Origin of the sequence: Jonesia denitrificans DSM 20603 (genome assembly GCF_000024065.1) — a bacterium.
Taxonomy (GTDB): domain Bacteria; phylum Actinomycetota; class Actinomycetes; order Actinomycetales; family Cellulomonadaceae; genus Jonesia; species Jonesia denitrificans.
The window spans coordinates 775,710-800,487 of the sequence record NC_013174.1 but is presented as its reverse complement, the minus strand read 5'-3'; the positions used below and the strand labels follow the sequence as shown (position 1 = coordinate 800,487).

Below are 24,778 nucleotides of genomic sequence, written 5' to 3'. Positions count from 1 at the left end.
AGTGAGAACACGGCGCACAACTTTCCTTGCTTTTGCTTTAGGAGCTGCACTCGCTGCCACGGGTGCACCCGCAGCCCAATCTGCCCCCAGTACGGAAGATTGGCTGTCTACTTCAGGCAACCAGATCGTTGACTCCACCGGCAACCCGGTCTGGCTCACCGGTGTCAACTGGTTTGGATTTAACGCCTCCGAACGGGTATTTCACGGTCTTTGGTCCGCCAACTTGGAGACCCTAACCCGCCAAGTCGCAGAACGCGGTATGAATGTCATCCGTGTTCCTGTCTCCACCGAACTCCTCTTGGAATGGCGTGCTGGAACGCCATTGGAGAACCCCAACATCAACGAGTTCGCGAACCCTGATCTCGCCGGGATGAACAATCTTGAGATCTTCAACCATTGGCTCGACTTGTGCGAAAAGTACGGGCTGAAAGTCATTATCGATGTGCACTCTGCTGAGGCAGATAACTCCGGTCACGTGTACAACATGTGGTACAAAGGTGACATCACGACCGGTGATGCTCTGAATGCGTGGGAGTGGGTCGCAGAGACGTACAAAAACAACGACACCATCATTGGCGCCGATCTGAAAAACGAACCTCACGGTTCGCAAGGTGATGCCGAGCGCGCGAAGTGGGATTCGTCAACAGACCACGACAACTTCAAGTTTTTTGCGGAACAGGCCGCTGACCGGATTCTCACCCACAACCCCAACATGCTCATCCTCGTGGAAGGGATCCAAATCTACCCCAAAGACGGAGTCGACTGGACCTCAACTGGCGTGAACGACTACGACAACTACTGGTGGGGTGGCAACCTTCGCGGTGTCAAAGAGCACCCTGTTGACCTTGGCGAGCACCAAGCCCAACTCGTGTATTCACCACACGATTACGGGCCACTTGTTGCGTCTCAACCATGGTTCGAGGATGACTGGGATCGTCAATCCTTAGAAGACGAGGTGTGGGGGCCAAACTGGCTGTACATCCACCAGGACAACATTGCACCGCTACTCATTGGTGAATGGGGTGGTTTCTTAGATGGTGGACCCAACGAAAAGTGGATGAACGCTATCCGCGACCTCATCGTTGATGAACGACTTCACCACACATTCTGGGTACTGAACCCCAACTCCGGTGACACAGGCGGATTACTTGGGTACGACTGGGCAAGCTGGGATGAAGCCAAGTATGACTTACTGGAACCTGCCTTGTGGTCCCACAACGGTAAGTTCGTGTCGTTGGATCATGATGTTCCCCTGGGTGGGGCGAATTCCACGACGGGCATCAGCCTCAGTGACGTCTCGGGTGATTCACCGTCCGACCCTGATCCTGATCCCACCGATGAGCCGACCGACGAACCAACAGATGACCCCACACCCGACCCTGATCCTGATCCCACCGATGAGCCGACCGACGAACCGTCACCGGGCGGTTCGTGCACGGTTGCCTACACAACAAATGATTGGGCATCTGGATTCACCGCCAACCTCACCATCACCAATACATCGGATGCCCCCATACAGTCGTGGGAATTGGCATTCGATTTCTCTGCGGGGCAAACCATCACCAATGTGTGGTCTGCCAACGCAACGAGCAGTGGGTCGTCAGTAACCCTGACAAACGCTGCATGGAACGGCATTATCCCGCCAGGAGGATCTGTTGAGATCGGTTTCTCCGGGACACATTCCGGCAGTAACCCCGTTCCGAATGCAATGACCATCAACGGCACCTCGTGCCACATCAACTAGGGAGAACAATGAACAAGCGCACTCTACTGGGCGCGCTGGCCCTGACCACAGCTCTTGTGGTTCCTGGGGCTATCGCCCAAGCAATTCCTCTCACCACCGCACCTGCAGGTGTGGGGCACGACTACGAGCCACTCCGTGACGCCGCTGAACGTTCCGGCCGCTACTTCGGTTTCGCATACGCGCCTCACCTTGCCCAACAGGACGCGAACTATCGCGCCATCGCAGAACGCGAATTCTCGATGGTGACCGCAGAAAACACCATGAAGTGGGAATCAGTACAGCCCTCCGAAGGCCAATTCAACTGGAGTGGAGCTGACGCCGTCGTCGACTTCGCCCAAGCGAATAACCAAGAAGTGTACGGGCACACACTCGTGTGGCATTCGCAATTGCCAGGGTGGGCGAGCAACATTTCGGACCCAACCCGGCTGAGCACCGTCATGAAAGATCACATCAACGCGGTGGCTGGACGGTACAAGGGGGACATTGCGTACTGGGATGTTGTCAACGAAGCATTTGAAGACAACGGCACTCGACGTCAGTCGGTGTTCCAACGCGTCCTGGGTGATGGGTACATTGAGGAGGCGTTCCGCGAGGCACGCAGCGCGGACCCGAACGCGAAGCTCTGCATCAATGACTATTCCACTGACGCCATCAATTCCAAGTCCACAGCCATCTACAACCTGGTCCGTGACTTCAAGGCACGTGGTGTTCCCATCGACTGTGTTGGTCTTCAGTCCCACCTGATCGTGGGGCAGGTTCCTTCCACTTACCAGCAGAACATCCAACGATTTGTGGACCTGGGTGTGGAGGTTCGCATCACCGAGCTCGACATTCGCATGAACACGCCTGCGAGCCAACAAAACATCGCACAGCAAGCTCAGGACTACAAGAAAGTGTTTGAGGCTTGCTGGGCTGTTGATGGCTGTAATGGTGTGACAATTTGGGGTATCTCTGACCAGTACTCCTGGATCCCTGATGTGTTCTCGGGCGAGGGCGCTGCTCTTCCGTGGAACAGCGACTACTCAGTCAAGCCTGCCCTTGCGGAACTTGCCCAGGTGATGGGGGCAACAACTGGTGGATCGACGCCTGACCCCACAGACCCACCCACTGATCCTACTGATCCTCCAACTGACCCCACCGACCCGCCTACTGATCCCACACCGGGCGCTTGCGAGGTCACTGCCAGTGTGAACTCGTGGAACTCAGGCTACACGGCGACGGTGACCATTAAGAACACCAGTTCCCAGGCGATTAATGGGTGGGAACTGACAGCAGCGCTTCCAGCAGGGCACTCGTTGGCTCAGGGGTGGAATGCGGTGTACACGCAGTCTGGGTCGACCCTGTCGGCTCGGAACGTGGCGTGGAACTCGACCCTGGCTCCCGGGGCAAGTGTGAGCATCGGGTTTAATGCCAACTTCCAAGGGTCTCTTGGCTCCTTGAGTGGCTTCACGCTGAACGGAGCGGCCTGCAACTAGCACGCTGTGACTACTGATGCGCGGCCCGGGTGGGGTGACCTGCCCGGGCCGCGCGCTGTGCGCCCCACACGCGGCTTTTGTGGCTTGTTCTCCCCATAAACCACTCCCCGTTGCCCGTTATCAGTTCGTTATCAATACTGAGGAGGCACGATGTGAACCGATACACACATCCACCCCCATCGTGCTCGACTACACAACGAGGGAGACTTGTGAAGACACGTCGAACAGCAGCAACACTCATCGCGGCGTTGAGTGTTCTGGCTACCACAGCACTGGCCGCACCCACCCAGGCAAGCCCACTCAATGCCGAGTTGCCCACCAGCCCAACAATCACCACTGCCACCAAAGGAATCGGCCACGACTACGAGCCTCTTCGGGACGCAGCCGCCCGCAAAGGAAAAACCTTTGGTTTCGCTTACGCACCACACATCGCAGCGCAAGACAGCCAGTACAAGGCCATTGCTCAGCGCGAATTTTCCATGGTCACCGCCGAAAACAACATGAAGTGGGACGCAACCGAACCACGACGTGGACAATTCACCTTCAATGGCGCCGACGAGATCATGTCGTTCGCCAAGGCAAACAACCAGAAAGTGTACGGGCACGCTCTGGTATGGCACTCACAGATGCCAAACTGGGCAAAGCAAATCACCTCGCGCGATGACATGCGACGTGCAATGAACGACCACATCAAAGCAGTCGCAGGGCGCTACAAAGGCCAAATTGAGGCGTGGGACGTGGTCAACGAAGCCTTCGAATGGAACGGCACCCGCCGCCAATCCGAACTCCAGAAGGTCATGGGGGACTACTGGATTGAAGAGGCGTTCCGCACGGCACGCGCAGCAGACCCGAACGCGAAATTGTGCTACAACGACTACTCAACGGACGGCATCAACGCCAAATCTGACGCCATCTACCGCATGGTCAAAGACTTCAAGTCCCGCGGAGTCCCCATCGACTGTGTCGGGTTCCAAACCCACTTGATTGTTGGCGAACTGCCTGCAACCAACAAGCAGAACCTCCAGCGGTTTGCTGATCTTGGTGTGGACGTCCGGATCACCGAACTCGACATTCGCATCAAGCTTCCAGCTTCTCAACAGGACCTCAACACCCAAGCGCGCGAATACGGGCAAGTTGTGGAAAACTGCTTTGGCATCTCACGGTGCACCGGTGTCACCATCTGGGGAATCACCGACAAATACTCATGGATCCCACAGGTCTCACCAGGCTGGAACGCCTCCCTTCCGTGGAACGAGAACTACACAACAAAACCAGCTCTCGCATCGGTTGCTCAAGCCATGGGCGCGAAGAGCGCCTCAGGTGGGGACAATGGTGGCACACCCGGCTTGACATGCGGGATCAGTGCCAAGGTTGGTGCGAACTGGGGCAGCGGCTACACCATGGACATTGTCGTAGCCAACAAGGGAACGACTCCCATCACCGACTGGACTTTCGCCACCACCTTGCCGCAAGGGCAAAAACTCTCTACTGGCTGGTCGGGGACCTATAGTCAAAACGGACAACGCCTGACCGTCACACCAGGGACGTGGAACCGAACGATCGCCCCCGGACAATCCGTTAGTTTCAACTTCAACGTCGCAAAGAACGGAAACGGCAGCACAGCATTGTCGAACTTCACGATCAACGGACAACACTGCCCATAATCGGCACCCAACATGACGTGTGGGGGTGGCAAGCAACATGCTTGCCACCCCCACAGGTTACGCACCCCCTGGCCCTGTGGACACATGCCCACGCAAAGCAGCAGATCTTAAACGATTCACCTGGTTGGCCTCATCGAAGCGCTTCGCTAAAGTCGGGCGCAACGTGCGCGTAAGCCAGCGGCAAGACGCGTCGTTCATCAGGTGAACCGCTCAAACACGAAGGAGTGACGCGGATGCGACTGAGAACACTCATGGCGACCGCAACAACAGCGACACTCGCTGTCAGCGGCGTCGGACTTGCAGCAACAGCAAGTCCACTCGCAACAGCACCAGCCGCCTACAGCAACGGGGACTCCCCATCCGGATATTCATGGTCCAACGTAGAGATCGTTGGGGGCGGATTCGTCCCAGGCATCATCTTCAACCAGAGCGAGCCAGGCCTCGTCTATGCCCGCACAGACATCGGTGGCGCCTACCGTCTTGACGAAGAAAGCGGACGGTGGAAACCACTCAATGATGACCTCGGCTGGGACCAGTGGAGCCACTCGGGCATTCTTTCACTCGCCACCGACCCTGTGGACCCCGACCGTGTCTACCTTGCGGCCGGAACCTACACAACAGATTGGGACCCACAAAACGGCGCTATTCTTCGGTCGACCGATCGAGGCAACACCTGGGAAAAAACCATGTTGCCATTCAAGATCGGCGGCAACATGCCTGGTCGCGGCATGGGCGAACGGCTCGCCATCGACCCCAACAACAACAAAATCCTTTACCTGGGAACCGAGTCAGGCAATGGATTGTGGAAATCAACAGACTACGGAGAGACCTGGAACAAAGTCACTGAGTTTCCCAACGCAGGGAACTACGTTCAGGACCCCAGCTACGACTACACCGCTGACAACCAGGGAGTTGTGTGGGTCACGTTCGACCCCACCTCCGCCAACGCAGGGCAAACCACCCAAACGATCTACGTGGGTGTCGCTGACAAAGACAACACCGTCTACCGGACAACAGATGGCGGCAGCACCTGGGAGCGCATCCCAGGACAGCCAACCGGTTACCTCGCCCAAAAAGGCGTACTTGACCACGAAGGCCAACAACTCTACATTGCGACCTCTGACACCGGTGGCCCATACGACGGCTCCAAAGGTGACGTCTGGCGGCTCGACGTAACCAGCGGCGAATGGACCCAAATCAGCCCGATCCCCTCCTCCAGCGAAGATGCTGCTTTTGGTTATTCAGGGCTCACCATTGACCGCAATGACCCCGACACCATCATGGTGAACTCACAAATCTCATGGTGGCCTGACATGTTCATCTACCGGTCCACGGACCGGGGAGAAACCTGGTCACCCATCTGGGAATTCGACGGATACCCCAACCGTCTTGCACGTTTCACGCATGACTACTCTGGCGCGCCCTGGCTTGATTTTGGTCGCACCGTCCAGCCACCAGAGTCCAACCCGAAACTCGGGTGGATGACCCAATCATTCGAGATTGACCCGCACAACTCAGACCGGTTCTACTACGGCACTGGTGGCGGTATCTACGGAGGGACCAACCTCACCGACTGGGACACCGGTGGCACAGTTGATATCAGTGTGAAAGCACAAGGGATCGAAGAGACCTCTGTCCAAGATCTTGCTGCTCCTCCAGGGAACGTCGAACTGTACTCAGCACTTGGTGACATTGGCGGATTCGCTCACACAGACATCTCCACCGTTCCTGACAGTTTCCACTACTCCCAACCGCACCATGACACCGTGTCATCAATCGACTTCGCCGAAGACAAACCAGACACAGTGGTGCGTGCCGGAAAATCAATTTCCAGTGAAACAGAGTCATGGATTGGCGTGTCCACCTCAGGCGGATCCTCGTGGTTTGCGGGCAACAAGCCCGGCGATGTCACAGGTCCAGGAACTGTTGCCATCAGCGCTGACGCATCAGCAATCGTGTGGGCACCAGAGGGCGGTCCAGCACGTCGCTCAACCACGTTGGGATCAACGTGGAGTGACCTCACTGGCCTACCTGAGGGAGCGCAAGTTGCCTCCGACCGGGAAGATCCCAAAAAGTTCTACGCCTACGCGCAAGGGAAGTTCTACTACTCAACGAATGCAGGTCAGTCCTTTACCGCATCGGCTTTCACTGGTCTTCCCACAGAAGGAAATGTGCGCTTCCGTGCAGTACCAGGTCACGAAGGACACGTATGGTTGGCTGGCGGAACCACCGGCGAAACCTACGGAATGTGGCGGTCAACCGATGGCGGTGTGACCTGGTCACAGCTCACCGGGGTCGACGAAGGTGACTCAATCGGTTTTGGAAAACCGGAAACGACCGGCGATTACCCCATCATTTACACCTCGTCAAAGATTGGTGGCGAGCGCGGGATCTTCCGTTCTGACGATGAAGGTGCCACCTGGCACCGCATCAACGATGACCAAAACCAGTGGTACTGGACGGGAGCTTCCATCACCGGTGACCCAGACGTTGTCGGTCGGGTGTACATCGGAACTAACGGTCGCGGCATCATTGTTGGTGACGTGGACAACTACACGCCAGGTGATGGCTCAGGCGGGGGCGAAGAACCGACCGACCCAGATCCAGAACCCACTGATCCTGACCCCGAACCAACCGACCCGGATCCAGAACCCACTGATCCTGACCCCGAACCAACCGACCCGGACCCTGAGCCCACTGATCCTGGCACAGGGCCAGCAAGTTGCCAGGTCACCTACTCCAGCAACGACTGGAACAGTGGTTTCACAGCATCAGTCTCGGTGAAGAACGTGTCTGACTCCCCTATTCAGGGGTGGTCTTTGGCCTTCGCGTTCAGCGAGGGACAAACGATCACGAACATGTGGTCGGCAGACGTGAGTTCCTCAGGTTCTCAGGTGACCGTGACAAACGCTGCCTGGAACGCAACGATCAACCCAGGTCAAAGCGTTCAGTTTGGGTTTAACGGAACGCACAGCGGTTCAAACCCAGCACCAAGCAGTTTCACACTGAATGGGACGGCTTGCGCATCATCTTCGTGAGGTGCCACGGGGCCTAAGGCACCTCGGGCCGCAGAAAGGCGTGCCCCTCGATTATCCAGTTGGTCGAGGGGCACGCCTTTGTTATGCCGGTGTTTTCCGGAGTGTTGCTGTGGCAGGTGGGGATTATTGCCGATGCGCGTCGTAGTATTTCCGGACGGTACGTTCTGCTGGTTTCTCATACAGACAGTAATCATCGTTGGTGGCGGCCTCATCTGGGTGGTACAGGTGGGCAGGCCAGTCCCACAACATAAAACCACGGACCCAGGGGCGGGTGTCACACGCGTGGAATGCGTCGTCATACCATTGGGCTTGTGCTGCCCCGCTGGGCTCGCCAACGAGGTTCCAGTCGTTGGGCAGGTGCTGTGACCCTTCGCGTGATGGACAACCGGCTTCCATAAAGAAGAAGGGTTTGTTTTCCCGTCTGACAACGTTTTCGATGCGGTCAAGTTCGGTGTCCCAGGTTCCGTGCGGGTAATAGCCTGAGGAGGAGATCACATCTACTGCGTCCCACCACGTCACGTTGTCTTCCTGGTATTTGTCACAGTTGTAGGTGATCAAGCCTGAATACACCTGACGTACTGCGTGGATCACGTCACGCCATTGGTTTGCTCGACGATCCGTGTTCACCATTTCGCATCCGATGCAGAACATGGCAACGTTCATGTCTTCAGCGATACGCGCATAGTGCACGATGAAACGGGTGTAACTGTCGAACCACTGGCCCCATGTGGGTTCACAAGGAACATCGTGGTCGAAGAAGTTGATGTGCGCCCGCCAGGTTCCGTCACTGACGTTGACAACGGGTTTGAGGCACACCTGAAGTCCAAGGTTGTGCGCTTGGGAGATCGCCGTGCGGATCTCGTCGTCAGTGACGGTAGGTTCGTCCTCGTAGTGGATCGTGGTCGACCATGCGGTGTCTTGGTGGGCAGCGAACGTGATGGCAGTCCAGTTCACGTGGAGTCGCTGCGCCATGAGAGTCATGGAGTGCTTAGCAGCGTCTCCGGTCCAGGTTCCGCGAACCCCAGTCCAACCCCAGGTCATTCCGGCAATATAGGGCAGGTGCATTGTGTCTCCTTGCGCGCGAGTTACCCGCTGGTGAACCAGCGAGTAGTGTTTTGGTGGTGTGGCTGTGCTCGCGCGCGGCTGCGAGTACTACCCACTGTACCGGGTAAGAAGCTCCCCTATCTCCTGTGCTTTGGGGACACGCCCAGTGACGAGGAGTTCACCGTTGATCATGAGACCTGGCGTGGCGGTGACACCTGCGGCTGCAATGTCTGCATAGTCAGTCACATTAGTGACGGTTCCGTTGATGCCTGTGGCTGCTAGGGCCTTGTGGACTTCCTTGTCGAGACGGACACAGTTGGCGCATCCGGGGCCAAAGACGGTGATGTGGGTGCTCATGAGCGTTTCCTTTGTGAGTGGGTGGACGCCTGGTGGGTGATCAGGCAAACAAGAAATTGAACAGGTATCCGGCAGTCATAATCCCTACCGTGGCTGATCCAAAGAAGATGACAAGAAGTTGAGGTTTCATGGTGCGCCGCAGCATGATGGCCTCGGGGATGGATAGCGCGATTGCGCTCATGATGAATGCGAGCATTGTCCCGACCGGAAGACCTTTCGCCCACATGGCCTCGGCAATCGGGATGACGGCGCCACCGTTCGCGTAGAGCGGGACTGCAGCAAGAGACACTGCTGGAACCGCCAGGAGATTGTCACTGCCAGCGACCGAAGAGAAGAAGCTGGCTGGGACCCAGCCGTGAATAGCGGCACCGACTCCCACTCCCACGAGGATCCACGGCCACACTTTCCCCACAATGTCACGAACGTCATCCGTGGCAACGTCCACACGGGACTGCCATGTCAACGCCAGTGGTTGATGCGCAGAAGATGGAGGTACTAAAGGTGTGGTAGTCCGCGTGATGATGGGTTCAAGGTACTGATCAAGGGAAAACCGTGAAAGAACGAGGCCGATCACAAAGGCGATGACAACACCGGACAGCACGTACGCTCCAGCGATCTGCCACCCAAAATGGGTGGCAATGAGTAGCGCTGCTACTTCGGAGACCAGTGGTGAGGCGATGAGAAAGGTCAGAGTTATCGATAGCGGGATACCTGCTGCCACAAATCCTATGAACAAAGGGATGGACGAGCAGGAACAAAAAGGGGTGATCACGCCAAACACAATGGCAAGGAGGAGCCCAACAACAAGGCCTTTTCCCGCTAGCCAATCGCGCACTTTATCAGTATTGATTGATGCGCGCAGTAGCCCGACAAGGAAAATAATGCCCACAAGCAGGAGCATGATCTTTGTTGTGTCATAGAGGAAAAAGTGAAGGGCTGCACCCCACCCATGATCCATGGCCACGCCTGGAATCGCGGCAAAGAGTGCATCCCACGCCCATTCATTGAGCGCGAAGAGACCAACAACAGCAACGAGGAAGCCTAGTACGTGAGCTTTCAGGACCCATTCTTTGTTGCTGGTAAGAGCGCGTGGGGGTGTCATGACAGGGCCGCCTTCTCAGTGGCGCGCCCAAGTTGATGAAGGATGCCAGCCATCTCATCAAAAGCGCCGGGAACCAGTGCGTAGTCAATCCAACGCCCGCGACGGGTGCCCCGGATGAGCCCGGCATCTTTGAGTATTTTGAGGTGGTAACTCAACTTTGTTGGGGAGACTTGTGCGTGGGTGTTGAGATCACACACGCACTGTGTCCCGTACGTTGCGAGTTGTTGCACGATGGCAAGACGAACGGAGTCAGCAAGCGCTGCCAACTGGTCCACCACATCCACTGACAGTTCAAGAACTTTTGAATCGTTCATAGTGTCAACGTAAACCTGGCCTCGCGTGTAGCCCTGGGCCATACGTCCCGCGCCCCCCAGATCCCACACAGTGGGGAACCGCAGGGGAAACACACAGGGCCGAGAGAAAATCTCTCGGCCCTGTGAATTGGTAGCGGGGACAGGATTTGAACCTGCGACCTCCGGGTTATGAGCCCGGCGAGCTACCGAGCTGCTCCACCCCGCGACGGTCTGCTCGTGCACGGACTTTCACCCGTGAGGGAACCTGCAGACACGATTCCCTGTAGTAGCGGGGACAGGATTTGAACCTGCGACCTCCGGGTTATGAGCCCGGCGAGCTACCGAGCTGCTCCACCCCGCGTCGGCTTGACCACTATACGCACGTTCACGTGGCGTTATCAAACGATAACCCGTGCAGGGCGGTGTGATCCTTACCTCTGTGAAGCACACCACCCTGCTGGTGACGCTTAACTACTGGACGACCGAAGCACCAAAACGGAACACACGTTCGGTTCCTGCCTCAAGACGGACCTCTGTTTGCCTATCTGGACGGTTAAACGCGTCAGTGAGGGACTCGACCGGTTCAATTGCAACTGACCCGCGGTACCGAGGGTAGTTCCCCTCGGTGTACACCAACACGCCACCGCGTTCCTGCCACAAGGCCAAACCAGGACCGTCGATTCCTTCAGTCAGGCGCGTGCGGATGATTCCGTCCTCATCTCTGACCAACGCCGTGAATGCAGTGTCATAGTGGACATCTGCGAGCGTTTCATGGATAACGTCGCTGGCCCGGACATCATAGGCGGCGTCACCGGGAAGCGGAATCAGCGCATCGTCAGTGTTGACTTGCGCACGGGTTGGAATACGCAAGGCAAGATCGTCAAAAGTTTCGTGCCCTGGGATCCGGTAGTACGGGTGCCAGCCAAAGTTCACTGGAGCGTCGGTGTCACCAATATTCATGCACCGGAACTCCACATTCAGTGAGTCGGCGGTCAGTTCATAGCGAACTGTCAGATCCAAAGAGAAAGGGTACCAGTCATGGTCGCCCGGGCGGATCGAGAAAGCAAACACAACCGACACCCGGTCCTCGTGATCGAGGTCAGTAGCAATCAGTGTCCAATCGTGGAGCCGCACAAACCCGTGGATCGGTTCTGGATCTGATGGGCATTGCATGGGAACACTGTACGTTTTCCCGTCCCAGCTGTAGCGGGCATCGCGAAGGCGGTTCTGAACCGGAAAAAGCAGACCGTTACGCATTCCGGATTGCCCATTGAAATCCTCTTCGGAGACAAACCCCTCCATAAAATCTCCAAGGCCACGGCGCCACGGCGCCTTCCACGACAACACGGTCGCTCCGCGTTGAGTGATTTCGACGCGAGATCCACTGCCCCCGTGCGTCAGGATGACGGTGGGCAGTGAGTCCAGTGACCCATGGTCAAGGGTGTTGGGCGCGGTCATGTGGTACGTTCCCGTTCTCTTTGTTTCTATGGCCAAGTCGGCTCAGTCACAGGCAAGTCTACGTGGTGTTGGCGGTGGTCGTGGGATGACTGTCGTCCTCAAGATGCGGACTGTGGGTGACAAACACAACGGGGGCCAGCACCTCTCGTGCTGGCCCCCGTTGTGTGACGTCATGTCACTGATGGCTACTGAAGTGCTTCCTCAGCAGCGAGTGCCCGTTCAACGGCCTGTTGGAGGCGCGCTTGGGCTTCACCATAGGCGGTGAAGTCACCATCTGTGAGCGCCTTTTGGGAATCTTCCATGGCCTGGCGTGCGTCTTGGAGTGCCGCATCCAAGTCAGCCCGCGCATCCGCGGAACCGGGTGTGCTCGGTGAGTCACTGGGTTCCTGAGTTGGGTCAGCCGGTTCTGTTGTTTGCGGCGCATCTGGTTCTTCTGTTGCCGAGTCACCTGGCGGTGTGTCTCCCGGTTCGGGCACCGCAGAATCATCGATCTCAATGTCGTCTTCTGCGACCTCAGCATCACCAGCTGTTGCCCCTGATTCACCACCGAACACTGCGTCAAGTGCTTCATCAAGGGTGTCCGCGATTTCCACGCGGTCACCAAACGCGACAAGAACCTTGCGCAGTAGTGGGAATTGGGTACCAGAGGACGCTTGGACATACACCGGTTGCACGTAGAGCAACCCACCACCGACGGGCAGGGTCAGCAGGTTTCCGTTGACCACATCGGTTTGGTTGTTTTTCAACAAGGTCAGCTGCTGAGCAATCCCAGAGTCGGACGAGAAGTTGTTCTGCACCTGGCCTGGACCAGGCACAATTGAGCCTCGCGGAAGCTCGAGTAGCCTCAGTTTCCCGTAGTCTTCTGCCGGTTGCCCGGGTGTTTCACCCGCCTCCGCGTTCACGGCCAAGTACCCTGTCAACACGTTTCGGTCGTTTGTACCACCGGCAATGAACGGTGTGGATAACGAGAACGCCGACCCATCCTGGCGTGGCATTTGGAGCGTCTGGTAGTAGGGAGGCTGCGTCGGCCGCAAGCCCTGAACGTTTTGTGGTGCGGACGGGTCGTCGGGGACGCGCCAGAAGTCCTGACCAGAGAAGAACTCTTCAGCAGTGTCCACGTGGTACCGGGTCAGCAAAGTGCGTTGCACCTTGAACATGTCCTCTGGATAACGGATGTGGCTCATGAGTTCCGCAGAAATTTCTTCCGTGGGGGTGATCGCATCGGGGAAGACGTTCTGCCATGCCTTGAGAATGGGGTCCTCGTTATCCCAGGCATAGATAGTGACGTCACCCGTGTAAGCATCCACAGTGACCTTCACCGAGTTGCGAATGTAGTTGACCTCTTGTGGCATCAGAGCTTGCACTCCCCCGCCGACCGCGGTGGCTGTTGCTTCGTCTAGTGATGCGGAGGTGGAGTAGGGAAGGTTGTTGCTGGTGGTGTACCCATCGAGGATCCACACAACTTTTCCATCAACAACTGCTGGGTACACCCGGTTGTCGAGGGTGATAAATGGTGCCACCTTCTCAACGCGATCGGCGGGGTCACGGTCATAGACAATCTGGGAGTGTTCATTGACGAGGTCGGAGAACACAATTTGTTCGGCCTGGAACCGGATCGCGTACAACAGTTTGTTCCAGAAATTCCCCACTGAGGGCCCCACGGTGATGTCTTGGGTAGGGAAGGTGTAGTTCACCTGTCCAGTGCCGTCATCTGTGGGGTAGTCAAGTTCGCGTGGTTGTGCGTCTTCGCTGTTACCCACAATGGAGTATGACGGTGCTTGGGGGCTGAAGTAGATACGAGGTTCGTAGCCACCTTCCCCGCTCATGTCAGTCAGGGCACCCTCAGGAGGGATCGCACCTTCGAAGAAGGCTGGACGGCCATCATTACCGATCTGGTTACCGTAGGCGGCCACCACACCATACCCGTGTGTGTACACGGTGTGGTCATTAACCCAGTTCCGTTGATTGTTGCTCAACCCATCAAGGTCGAGTTCGCGAACAGCGATCACTGTGTCACGGCTTTCACCATCAACGGTGTAGCGGTCAACGGAGAGGTTTTCAGAAAATGCGTAATACCCACGTTGTTGCTGAAGTTGGCGGAACGAAGGGCTGACAATTGTAGGGTCAAGTAAACGGATTGATGCGGTTGTTTCCGCGTCTTCCCGAAGCGCATTTGTTTCGGCGACTTGCTTCGCGTCATAGGGAGTGACCTCAATGTCATCAAGCCCAAATGCGTAGCGTGTCGTGTCAATGTTGCGCTGAATGTAGGGCGATTCAAGTTGTTGTGCGTTGGGTCCCACTTGGAAGCGTTCCACAATGGCAGGGTAAATGGTGCCAATGGCGACAGCGGACACAATCATGAGCCCCACACCTACAGCTGGTAACCGCCAGTTTCCACGCACAGCGGTCGCGATAAACATCAGGGCCACAAATACAGCGACACCTGCCATGATGGCCTTTGCGGGGATGACCGCATTAATGTCGGTGTATCCGGCCCCATCGAACCGGTCACCTGACTGCAGAAGCAAACTGTAACGGTCAAACCAGTAGTTGACTGCCATGACCAGAACAATTCCTGCAGCAATCAGAGACAACTGAATGCGCGCAGTTCGTGTTGCAGATGATGATCGCCCGTCCGTACCCAGAGTGAACCCACCGTAAAGGTAGTGAGTGAGCGCCGCACCCACTCCGCTGATAATGAGGATCGCCATGAGGAAGTTCGCCAGGAAACGGAGCACTGGCAGTGTGAACACGAAGAAGGAATAGTCCATCTGGAACTGAGGGTCCGCAATCCCAAAGTCGCTGGCGTTGAACCACAACTGAATGGTGTCCCATTGAGCCTGAAAGGCAAGACCAGCAAAGAATCCAATTGCTAGCGGCGCCCCAATCATGACAATTTTGCGCAGTGGCTCAATCGCTTCGCGGTATTGGTCAAGCGTTGCTTGTTCTGGAGTTGAGGGCGCATAAATGGGCCGGTTACGGTGGGCCAAGAACATGGAGAGCCACACCGGCACCGACATGGCCGTCAACCCAATGAAGAACAACGCAATACGGGTTCCCCATTCGGTGAATAAAACGTCCTGGAACCCGATGGCTTGGAACCAGAGCACTTCAGTCCAGTATTGGGCGGCAAGGAACACCAACGCAATGACGATACCGGCGGTGGCAATCGTCACGGCTAGGGGGCTTATTTTCCTGCCTTGGGTGGGTCGTGCTGGGCGTGGTTGCGCGGCAAAGGCCACTGTTTTTCCTCGCTCTTCGATGGTGTGTCGATCACTGGGATGGGTATCGTCGACTGGTAAACGCCTGACGCTTCCTTAAGGTTCCCACAGTTCTTTCACAGTTGTCAGGTGGGTTGAGTCGTGGAGCTACAGCGACCATGCCATGCTTAAGGTATGTCACGACCTGTTGCTTCTGACCTGCCAGCCCATGTCGCTGCTCTTGCTGACGCTGTCTCTGAAATTGAGCGCCATGTGTCTCGAGCCGGGTGGGATGGTGATATCCGCGTCTTTGCGTTGATCACCACTCGCGATGCGCTCGCTGCTGATCCGGCCGTGGCTGATCAGCTTCCTGCAGCTACGGTGGAAGCTGCGTTACACGATCCGCACCATTTGACCTCGGTTGAGCAGGAGAACCTCCCAGCCGTGGATTCGCTGGAGGAGCTTCTTGGCTCGATCGTGTGGCCAGCCACTGTTGCTGGTTGTGCGGTCGTCACCGAACGTGTCATTTTGCCGCCTAGTGCTGAAGATGGGATCCCTGACGATCCCACTGCCGCGCTTGCCTACGTCTCCACCCATCCGGAGCGTCAGGATGTTCGTATTGCTGTGGGCGTCCTTCGACGTGGGTCATCATGGTGTGCGATTCGCACCCGCGATAACGACGACGACTTGGACGTTGCACACGGCCCCACTCTTGTGCCCAGCCTCATTGAGGCTGTACGCACCACTCTTGCTGAGGACAGCTCAGACACATACTGATCAAGAAACCCTCATGAGCGTAGGGACTACCGTTGATGGACGCACCGTCCGTCCTGCGTGAAAGTCAGAGCGAACGTTAGCTGCACCGGGCAAGATCGTCGGTGTCACCACTCCCGATTGCTTGAACAGCGGTCCAAGCGTCGCTCAGGGTTTCCACCGCAATGACATCAAGTCCTTCTGGGGTGTGTCCCACAACCTCGTCGCAGTTCGACGCAGGAGCAAGGAACCATTCAGCCCCGTCGCGTTTGGCGCCATGAAGTTTTTGCCGGATGCCCCCAATGGGCCCCACATTGCCTTCGGTGTCGATCGTGCCTGTACCAGCGACCACAGCACCGTCAAGTTCGTCGGCTTCAGTGAGCATGTCCATGATCCCCAGGGCAAAAATCATTCCTGCGCTTGGTCCGCCAATGTTGTCAATGGCGATCCCGACATCAAACGGAAAATCGAACCCAATGTCGATCGTCAACCCAAGACGCGCACCTGAGGAGTCTTGCGACCCGATAGTCGTGACACTCACTTCCGCGAGTTCCCCCTCCCGCATCACCTCTAAGGTCACTGCCTCTCCGGGTGTCACCGCATCCAACTGACTAACAAGCGTCGCATACGTGTCAATTGCTTGCCCATTAAGTGACACAAGCACGTCACCGCTGCGCACAACATCATGTGCTTGCGATTCATCAAGGACCTCTTGAACCGTCAACGTCATCGGCACCGTGTAGTCCAGCTCAGTCAGCGCAGCGTAGGTTGCGTTTTCTTGCGACGTGACCATCAGCGCGTTGTTCACCGTCTCGATCTCTTCCTGTGTTGATTCCGGTGGGTACACCGTTTCTACCGGGTACACTGCGCGATCGGAATCCAGCCAGCCCATGAGCACTTGCGCAAACGACACGTTTGCTGCCGGCCCGCCCTGAACCCCCACCGTGGTGAGAAGCAGCTGACCTGAGGGGTCGTAACTCTCCTCATCAGAGATCGTGATGAGAGGTTGGGAGTTGACCTCCGAAAGCACATCCTTCGTGGGACCAGGAGTACGCACAACGTACGGCGCAGGCACCCACATCAATGCTGCAAGTAACAGAGCAGTCAGGAGTGTCGACACCGCAAAGGTCAGATGGCGGCGCGAAGAACGTGGTACATCAGGCTGGGAGTCAGTCACCCCATGTTTCTACCCCACCCAACTGATATTTCCCTGAACAATCCCTTGGTATGCCCTCAGCACAGACAACCTGACCGTCTCTCCCCAGCAACCCCGCGACACCTACCGATGCGCCCTCGCCTGCTTCCACACAGCTGCGGTTGCCAGCGCAGCAACGGCAGCACCGGCCGCACCCGCGGCCGCCGCATCGCGACCACCAAACCGCCGTCCGCCAACACCAACACGCCCTTTCGTGGCCTGAGCAAGCACATCGATACACTCCAGCGAACTGTACCGAGGCCGCCACCCCAGTTCGAGGAGCCTGCGAGGAAAAACGACCCACGGAAACACCGCAAACGACAAATCAGAAGAGGGCGCAGGAAGAATACCCACTCGATGAAGCTGTTGTGCCATAGCGAACGCCGCCGACTCAGACATCGCAATCACACGCGTGCCCGCACGTGCAGCAACAACGTCAGAATCCTGTTCATCAGGAACCCATTGACCATTCTCCAATCGCACGGCCCCCACAGTGACAACCCCGTCAACCCGGTTCACTACACACTCACGCACCGCGCTTGCGAGGTCCTCCACATGACACAACTGCCAGCGGCGCTCTACCCCACGAATCACCAGCAACCGAGGTGCTTCAAAGTGACGAGAAACAAGTGTGTCCACCTCGCCACCCACAATCGCAGCGGCTCGGAGCACCGTGACAGCTGGCCGTGCAATACCCGTTGGAAGTTGGGCAACAGCCTGCGCAAATGACTCTTCAAAGAGTGCAACATCAGACGCGAACCCCGTGAGCGGGGGTGCAGCAGGACTTGAGTCGTCATACCAGGACAGGTGGTCAGGGCGAGACGCCGGTAGCTGACGCGTGGTGTGGAGTGTCGTTCCGTACATCATTGCTGATGACAGCACGATAATCCGTTCTACTCCACACGCCGCTGCGTCGTAGACGGTTCGAAAGGCGCGGTCATGGATACGGTGTGCCCGCGCCTGTGGGTCCATTCGTTGCCGCTGCGCGAAGTTTGCTTCGTACCCCGCGACGACCACCACATCTGCCCCGGAAAAGCGGTGAGCTGACATGAGCGAATCCGGTACGCTTATTGCCCCGAGATAGTCACAGACCGCTCGAGCGAGAGGGTTTTCTCCCACAACTATGATCATCGGATGCGAATTTGGATCCGACGTGCGCTGTGAGTGAACGAATTGGTCAGGCACGACATCTGTCCCCCACGGTCAAATAAAAGTCGCTACGCTCAAGTGTAGACACTGAATCCTTCCCTGCTTCTTTGGAGATCTTATGACCAACAACTCCCCCGATACGCCTGGCACGCCGGACGATGGAGGGTCTTCACCCTGGGAAGACATGTTGCGCTCCATGTTAGGCAGTCAAGCAGATGAGGTCATCCGCGACATGAAGGCGCGGGGCATCGACCCCACCTCGTTCGCTGGTCCGGATTTGCCTTCAGACCCGCAGGTGCTTGGCCCCCTGCTGAACCAAGTCACTCAGATGTTTGCTAACGCGTCAGGTGAAGCCGTCAACCCTGATGTGGCGCACGACGTTGCCCGGCAGGCTGCCCGAGCGCAGGGTGACCCATCGGTGGTTTCCAGCCAAGAGAAGTCGGTCAACGATGCCATGAAGGTCGCGGAACTTTGGCTCGACTCCGCAACGCAGTTCCCTCCCAGTGCGGCGACGGTTCGCGCACTAGACCGCTCCCAGTGGGTCGAGTTGACGCTACCCGCATGGCAATCACTGGCGGCTCCCATCGCACAATCTGTTGCCGATGCTCTAGCAAAGATTCTCAAAGATTCACTCCCTGATGATCTGTCCTCTCAGGCGGATTCCGTGTCATTCCAGATCTCCGGTGTTCCTGGCATGCCCTCCCCGTTTACCGGGATGCTTGGGGCAGACGGGTTGACCCCTGAGAAGCTCATGCACCAGATCGGTGCCGCCGTGTTTGGGATGCAGGTCGGCACTGCTGCAGGCACCTTGTCGCGGGAAGTGTTTGGAACCACGGACATCGGAGTGCCACTCACGCCCACACCCGTGACCGCGCTTCTTCCCACCAATGTTGAGCAGTTCGCACAGGGGCTTGAGGTCCCCGAGGACGAAGTCCGCCTGTTCCTCGCATTGCGGGAGGCCGCTCACGCACGACTTTTTGCCCACGTTCCGTGGCTCCAGTCGCACGTATACGGGCTCATTCATGCTTATGCCCGTGGTATCACCATTGATATGGATGCGCTGGAAGGATCGATGCGGGACATCGATCCCAGCGACACGAACGCCATGCAAGAAGCTCTCGGTTCAGGGGTGTTTTCCATCCAGTCAACAGATGAGCAAAAAGATACCCTTGCACGGCTTGAGACAACCCTCGCACTCATCGAAGGATGGGTAGACCATGTGGTGACGTCAGCGGCTCTTGCCCACCTTCCTGCAACGGTGGCCCTCAGCGAAATGATCAGGAGGAGGCGAGCAGCAGGCGGCCCTGCTGAACAAACCTTTGCAGCCCTCATCGGTCTCGAGTTACGGCCACGCCGATCACGCAACGCTGCGGAACTCTGGCAGATCCTCACAACCGAGGAAGGGCAAGAAGAACGGGAACGTGTATGGGAACACCCTGACCTCTTGCCGAGTCCCCTTGATCTTGATGATCCGCGTGGTTATGTGCGCCGCCGCCGCGAACCGAAACAGGACAGCGACTTTGACCGGGCATTAGCAGAAATTCTCGATTCTGCGGATCACGAGGGTGACGACTCGTGACCTGCGTGCTCTCCTGACGTCCGTGCGGTATCTTCGGCGAATGCTAGACCATCAAGGAAACCGCGCGCCCGTTGGGTTTTGGGGTAGTTTCGCAACAGATCCCAGAACGCCTCACTATGATCGAACACAAGAATGTGGGCGAGCTCGTGGAGGAGGACGTAATCAATGACCCACTCGGGAAGCCCTCGGACACGGTACGAAATCCTGATCGCAGCCTCAGGCATGGAACAGGATCCCCACCGACGTTCTTGCTGGTTAGACCACCGCACCGACGACGGAACTGCTTTCCCCCCGAGGTAGCGTTGAGATAATTCCTGGGCACGAGCCATGAGTTCATCGTCACTGGGCCGTCTTCTGGCTTCCTTGTCATCAAGACGCGTCATCATGGTGTTCACCCATTCCCGCTCTTGGCGTACGGTGAAGCGGGCAGGGATGGACACGATCGTTGTGTCCCCCTCACGGTAAGCACTAACAGTACTTCGGCGGCGCCGAGACCTGCGCACCTCAACTCGCCGGGTTTCTGCCTGCTGCTCCTCGGGATGATTGCTCGCCTCACTGCCCGCCGTGGTGGCGGGCTGCCGCGCGACCCGGTCTGACATGAACCCACTGTAGCGAACGACACCCCCTCATGTGGTGAACGCAACGCTCACTGCGCCGCCATCGCCGGACACTGCCCCGTGCACCCAATGGCCCCTGTGGAAAACTCACTATCACGATATTCATGACCCACAGTGGACGGTATGGAACTACGAGATGGTGCGTGCTTGACGTTTCCCTCACACGGAACAGTTGTGGTATTTGGCAACAGGGACGAACAACTCTGTCTAACCGATGTTGATCTTGAGACCGAACGCTGGCTTCGCAGTTTGTCAACATCTATCCCGTTGACTGTCCCTGCCCGTGCAACAAGGACGCAAAAGCTCCTCACTGATGCGGGCTTTCTTGTCCACGCCCCGGTCACACCCGCGCCCGCGGCGCGCCCAGCTCCCGCACACATGAGGTGGGAAGAGGCGGCATTACAAGCACAGGGGTACGGTGTCGAAGAATCACGCATCATCCTGGATCGCCGTTCCCGGGCAGTTGTTGCGGTGCGCGGCCTGTCACCAACAACGGTGGCTCTCATCACACATGCGGTGGGGTTGGGTGTCCGCCATCTCGTGATCGACGATGTCGGCGCTCCGCAGCCCTCCGGGATCCTCTCAGGAGTATTTGAACGCGGTCGTAGCCGACGTGAGGGTGCCATTTCTTACCTGACCACACGTTACCCGGTCACCATTCGACGAGCAGATTCTCCGATCGATGTCGTCGTCATCAAGGCACGGGGTGAGGATCATGATCGTTTAGCCTCCGCCATGCTCAGCGTTGAGCATGTTCCACATCTTTTTGTTGTGGAGGAAGCAACACGCATTCGTATCGGCCCTTTTGTCATTCCTGGCTCCACAGCGTGTGTGGACTGCTGTACAGCGTCTCTGCAGAACACACCGACACATTCTCGCTCTGCTCCAGTCGCAGATACAGATGACCCACCGTATTCGCACACCTCTCGTGCAGTGGCTGCGGCAATTGCCGGACACGAGATTGCCTCTTTCCTCGGTGGTGAACAACCACACACAAGCACTCACGTGATGACAGTGTCCAACGGCGCAGTGTTACCACAACGTCATAAATGGGGATCTTGTCACCCGTGTGACTACTTCAAGACTCATTCTTCGCCCACACTGGCGAGTGGGATACGACAGTGATCACACTGAGGTGCCCAGAAAAGGCGACACGGCGCCGGCGATAACGGCCGGCGCCGTGTGCTTATCGACGCGTACATTGACTGGGCGGTTCATCTCATGCCGCCTCGTCTTTACGAGGACGTCCCCGTCCTCTCTTGCGGGCAACAATCCGCCCATCAACGAGAGACTGTCCGCCCCATACTCCCCATGGCTCCTGACGGTCCAGCGCACTTTGCAAACATTCGCTCATGAGCGGACACTGCTGGCATAGTTCTTTTGCCTGGTCAATAAGCGGGGTGTGCTCTGCGAACCACAGTTCAGGATCTTCATTCCGGCACGGAATGAGGGTTTGAACAAGGTCACGAAACGCACCCTTTTCCGTGGTGCTGAGGGGTTTTGTCGCAGTCGCCGACGTACGAGCAGACGAGTTCGTCAACTCAGTTGTGGGCGACGCCAGCGTTGTCGTCTCGCTGGCCATTGCGTCAAGCATCGCTGCTGATCGCACAATATCCTCCTGTGTATCCCAAATCTCATGAAGGTGCGGGATACGCGGATATCAGCCATCGTGATGGTGAAGTTTGTGCCAATACACAAAAACCGCGGATCCCAGTTGGATCTCCGCGGCGGTCACATCCTCAGACAATGAGGAGGATCATCCTAGGTGGACGTCAACACATCATTGGAGTGTCAAGTGAGTCCGCGGAGGTATGGGCTGATCGCCCAGTGGACGCCCTGCACGTTCAGGGAGCCCGGTGGTAGAACGAAGTCGATTCACGTAAAGCGGTAGTCCACGAGCCGCAAGGTTCATGTTCTTCATCGTCGTTCCACCTCCTCCTAAGACAGGGCAAGCACACAAGTGCAAAGCCGCGTTTTCACTGACAGAAACAACACTATGGTGCCCGTGCATACAAGGGCAACTGATTATTGAACTTTTTTTATGAAGTTGTGTGCGAACCATACTTTTGGATGACCTCAAGGATCTCCTCTCCCCACATCACAACCCTTTGCTGCCCCATGCCACGAACTGCAACCAGAGCGTCGCGATTCCCGGGCCGAGCTGTCGCGAGTGCCCGCATCACGCTGGTCGATAAGACGGCATGGTCTGCCATATCATGACGGGTTGCAACCTGTGTGCGCCATGCCTTCAACGCCTCAAACACCGCACGATCCATTTCCTGAGCGCCCGCCCGTCCGAACGAATCGAAACCATCGCGTGGGACAGCTCGTTGTGTGCGAGAACGGGACGCTGGAGCCCCTCCAGGCCACAATGGGGCGAGGAACCGCGAGACCTGACGCACTGACCGGCTCGTTCCGGACCGTGACTGAGAATACGACAAGGTCAACAACTCCTGAGCGCGAGTCATCCCGACATACAACAATCGCCGTTCTTCAGCGATCGCAGTTGGTGTCGCAGCCAACGAGATCGGCATCAACCCCTCACTCATTCCTGCGAGGTGAACTATTGGCCACTCAAGCCCTTTCGCAGCATGAAGAGACGCAAGAGTCACAGAGTCCACTGTGGGCGCATGATGGTGACGCGCTCGTTCCTGGATTTCTGCGACCACCTGCGCGAGGTCATTGCCCTGTGAAACAAGCTCATGGCAAAGGCGTCGCAACGCATCAAGCGCCTCCCAGCGGTCCCGAACTGCCCCACGTGTCTGTGGCGGGTCATTACTCCATCCCACACTGCGGACGCAATCATCAATGACACTGATCGCATCATCGCCTGTTCCTGCCTTCGCCGCCCCTTGCAAGAGAACAACAGCTGAACGGACATCTTTTCTGGAGAAGAAACGTTCACCCCCACGAACCTGCGTGGACAAACCCACCGCAGACAACGCTTCTTCATACTGCTCAAGTTGTGCGTTGGTCCGCACTAACACAGCAACATCACTGGCCGCGGCACCTGCATCAACCAGTTCCTTCACATGACGCGCCACTCCCTGCGCCTCAGCCACATCATCCTCATACACCTCAAAGCCCACCTCAGGGCCAGGTTCTCGTTGAGATACCAACTCTAAAACCGGGACTTTATCTCGGTCAGTGGCTGATGCAAGGAGGGTATTTGCCACATGCACAATTTGCGGCGAGGACCGATAGTCACGCACCAGACGAATCGTTGTCGCATCGTGATACCGGGCCCCAAAGTTCAACAGATGATGCGGCGTTGCCCCCGTGAACGAGTAGATCGTCTGGCTAGGGTCCCCCACAACACACACCTCGCGGCGCTGCCCCAACCACTGATCCAAAACAAACTGCTGCAATGGAGACACGTCCTGGTACTCATCCACCACAAACCGGCGATACTGATCACGCACCTGACGGGCCACATCAGGTCGGTCATGCAACATGCCTCCCAGAAGCAACAACACATCCTCAAAGTCGATCACGCCCGCGAGCTCTTTGACCTCCTCATATGCGTCAAGCAGTCGGGCGACATCTCGAAAATCACTCCCGGCTGGTGCCGCACGGCCTGTAGCCTGAGCAGCTGTCACATAGTCCTGTGGGGCGAGCATCGTCACTTTCGCCCACTCAATCTCGCTCGCTAAGTCACGGACTGCCACTCGATCCACTTCCACACCCACGCGAGTTGCCGCTAACGCCACCAGACGTGCTTTGTGTTCCACAATTGTTGGTGGCGCTCCGCCCACAACACGTGGCCAAAAATACGACAGCTGCTTCAGCGCGGCGGCGTGAAACGTTCTCGCCTGCACACCCACGACCCCCAATTGGGCAAGACGCGCACGCATTTCACCTGCGGCACGCGCAGTAAACGTCACTGCAAGCACAGAAGTTGGAGCGTAGTGGCCGGTCCGTACCCCATACGCGATCCGGTGAGTAATTGCCCGAGTCTTCCCAGTCCCAGCACCTGCGAGCACACACACCGGGCCAGAAAGCGTGGTCGCAACCGCGCGCTGGTCAGGGTCAAGCGCATCAAGAATTTCGTCAGCAGTGGGCAGGTGTGGCGCAGTCATCTTCACCATTGTGTCAGGTTGGAGGTACCAC

General features: G+C 57.2%; 18 protein-coding genes and 2 tRNA genes. 7 read left to right on the top strand and 13 right to left on the bottom strand.

Going from position 1 to position 24,778, the window contains the following annotated elements:
- Position 1: 1 nt before the first annotated feature.
- The 4 genes from JDEN_RS03690 to JDEN_RS03675 all read left to right on the top strand — a co-directional run bounded on the left by JDEN_RS03690 (position 2) and on the right by JDEN_RS03675 (position 7,921).
- Positions 2-1,744, top strand: a complete 1,743-nt coding sequence (locus JDEN_RS03690; protein ID WP_015771026.1) for a cellulase family glycosylhydrolase — start codon at positions 2-4, stop codon at positions 1,742-1,744.
- 8 nt (positions 1,745-1,752) lie between these two features.
- Positions 1,753-3,219, top strand: coding sequence for an endo-1,4-beta-xylanase (locus JDEN_RS03685; protein ID WP_015771025.1), 1,467 nt, complete (start codon positions 1,753-1,755; stop codon positions 3,217-3,219).
- Positions 3,220-3,428: 209 nt separating this feature from the next.
- Positions 3,429-4,883 (top strand): endo-1,4-beta-xylanase, encoded by a 1,455-nt coding sequence (locus JDEN_RS03680; protein WP_041287804.1) that lies wholly within the window; start codon positions 3,429-3,431, stop codon positions 4,881-4,883.
- A gap of 233 nt (positions 4,884-5,116) precedes the next feature.
- The gene (locus JDEN_RS03675) at positions 5,117-7,921 is read left to right on the top strand and encodes a cellulose binding domain-containing protein (protein WP_015771023.1); all 2,805 of its coding nucleotides are present in this window, start codon (positions 5,117-5,119) and stop codon (positions 7,919-7,921) included.
- Between the two features lie 123 nt (positions 7,922-8,044).
- Here the strand turns inward: JDEN_RS03675 and JDEN_RS03670 are convergent, their stop codons facing one another.
- The 8 genes from JDEN_RS03670 to JDEN_RS03635 all read right to left on the bottom strand — a co-directional run bounded on the left by JDEN_RS03670 (position 8,045) and on the right by JDEN_RS03635 (position 15,417).
- Positions 8,045-8,986, bottom strand: a complete 942-nt coding sequence (locus JDEN_RS03670; protein WP_015771022.1) for a glycoside hydrolase family 113 — start codon at positions 8,984-8,986, stop codon at positions 8,045-8,047.
- A gap of 87 nt (positions 8,987-9,073) precedes the next feature.
- Positions 9,074-9,322, bottom strand: coding sequence for a thioredoxin family protein (locus tag JDEN_RS03665; protein WP_015771021.1), 249 nt, complete (start codon positions 9,320-9,322; stop codon positions 9,074-9,076).
- Between the two features lie 40 nt (positions 9,323-9,362).
- A complete protein-coding gene (locus JDEN_RS03660) occupies positions 9,363-10,424 on the bottom strand; it encodes a permease (protein ID WP_015771020.1) in 1,062 nt (353 codons plus the stop codon).
- The gene (locus JDEN_RS03655) at positions 10,421-10,738 is read right to left on the bottom strand and encodes an ArsR/SmtB family transcription factor (RefSeq protein ID WP_041288133.1); all 318 of its coding nucleotides are present in this window, start codon (positions 10,736-10,738) and stop codon (positions 10,421-10,423) included. The genes JDEN_RS03660 and JDEN_RS03655 overlap by 4 nt, the downstream gene beginning before the upstream one ends.
- Positions 10,739-10,866: 128 nt before the next feature.
- Positions 10,867-10,943 (bottom strand) — tRNA-Met (locus JDEN_RS03650).
- Positions 10,944-11,004: 61 nt separating this feature from the next.
- Positions 11,005-11,078, bottom strand: a tRNA-Met gene (locus JDEN_RS03645).
- A gap of 110 nt (positions 11,079-11,188) precedes the next feature.
- Positions 11,189-12,175, bottom strand: coding sequence for an aldose 1-epimerase (locus JDEN_RS03640; RefSeq protein WP_015771018.1), 987 nt, complete (start codon positions 12,173-12,175; stop codon positions 11,189-11,191).
- Positions 12,176-12,360: 185 nt separating this feature from the next.
- Entirely contained in the window at positions 12,361-15,417 is a 3,057-nt protein-coding gene (locus JDEN_RS03635; RefSeq protein ID WP_015771017.1) for a UPF0182 family membrane protein, read from the bottom strand.
- Positions 15,418-15,570: 153 nt separating this feature from the next.
- Here JDEN_RS03635 and JDEN_RS03630 point away from each other — a divergent pair, with 153 nt between their 5' ends.
- Complete coding sequence (locus JDEN_RS03630) at positions 15,571-16,152, top strand: PPA1309 family protein (RefSeq protein ID WP_015771016.1); 582 nt, start codon at positions 15,571-15,573, stop codon at positions 16,150-16,152.
- Between the two features lie 76 nt (positions 16,153-16,228).
- Here JDEN_RS03630 and JDEN_RS03625 read toward each other — a convergent pair whose 3' ends face one another.
- Together JDEN_RS03625 and JDEN_RS03620 are read right to left on the bottom strand one after the other, a co-directional pair.
- Positions 16,229-17,305 (bottom strand): YlbL family protein, encoded by a 1,077-nt coding sequence (locus JDEN_RS03625; protein ID WP_015771015.1) that lies wholly within the window; start codon positions 17,303-17,305, stop codon positions 16,229-16,231.
- Positions 17,306-17,407: 102 nt separating this feature from the next.
- Positions 17,408-18,373 carry a Rossmann-fold NAD(P)-binding domain-containing protein gene (locus JDEN_RS03620; RefSeq protein ID WP_049754415.1) on the bottom strand — a complete coding sequence of 322 codons (966 nt, stop codon included), beginning with the start codon at positions 18,371-18,373 and terminating at the stop codon, positions 17,408-17,410.
- A gap of 217 nt (positions 18,374-18,590) precedes the next feature.
- Here JDEN_RS03620 and JDEN_RS03615 point away from each other — a divergent pair, with 217 nt between their 5' ends.
- Positions 18,591-20,051 carry a zinc-dependent metalloprotease gene (locus JDEN_RS03615; protein WP_015771013.1) on the top strand — a complete coding sequence of 487 codons (1,461 nt, stop codon included), beginning with the start codon at positions 18,591-18,593 and terminating at the stop codon, positions 20,049-20,051.
- On the opposite strand, the gene JDEN_RS03610 is transcribed toward JDEN_RS03615, so the two are convergent.
- Positions 20,030-20,650 carry a M48 metallopeptidase family protein gene (locus JDEN_RS03610; RefSeq protein WP_015771012.1) on the bottom strand — a complete coding sequence of 207 codons (621 nt, stop codon included), beginning with the start codon at positions 20,648-20,650 and terminating at the stop codon, positions 20,030-20,032. The genes JDEN_RS03615 and JDEN_RS03610 overlap by 22 nt on opposite strands.
- Positions 20,651-20,791: 141 nt before the next feature.
- Here JDEN_RS03610 and JDEN_RS03605 point away from each other — a divergent pair, with 141 nt between their 5' ends.
- Positions 20,792-21,793, top strand: a complete 1,002-nt coding sequence (locus tag JDEN_RS03605; protein ID WP_015771011.1) for a hypothetical protein — start codon at positions 20,792-20,794, stop codon at positions 21,791-21,793.
- Positions 21,794-21,887: 94 nt separating this feature from the next.
- Here JDEN_RS03605 and JDEN_RS14235 read toward each other — a convergent pair whose 3' ends face one another.
- On the bottom strand, positions 21,888-22,277 hold the full coding sequence (locus JDEN_RS14235) for a WhiB family transcriptional regulator (protein ID WP_015771009.1): 390 nt from the start codon (positions 22,275-22,277) through the stop codon (positions 21,888-21,890).
- A 430-nt stretch (positions 22,278-22,707) separates the two neighbouring features.
- Positions 22,708-24,747 carry an ATP-dependent helicase gene (locus JDEN_RS03595; RefSeq protein WP_041288129.1) on the bottom strand — a complete coding sequence of 680 codons (2,040 nt, stop codon included), beginning with the start codon at positions 24,745-24,747 and terminating at the stop codon, positions 22,708-22,710.
- Positions 24,748-24,778 lie beyond the last annotated feature (31 nt).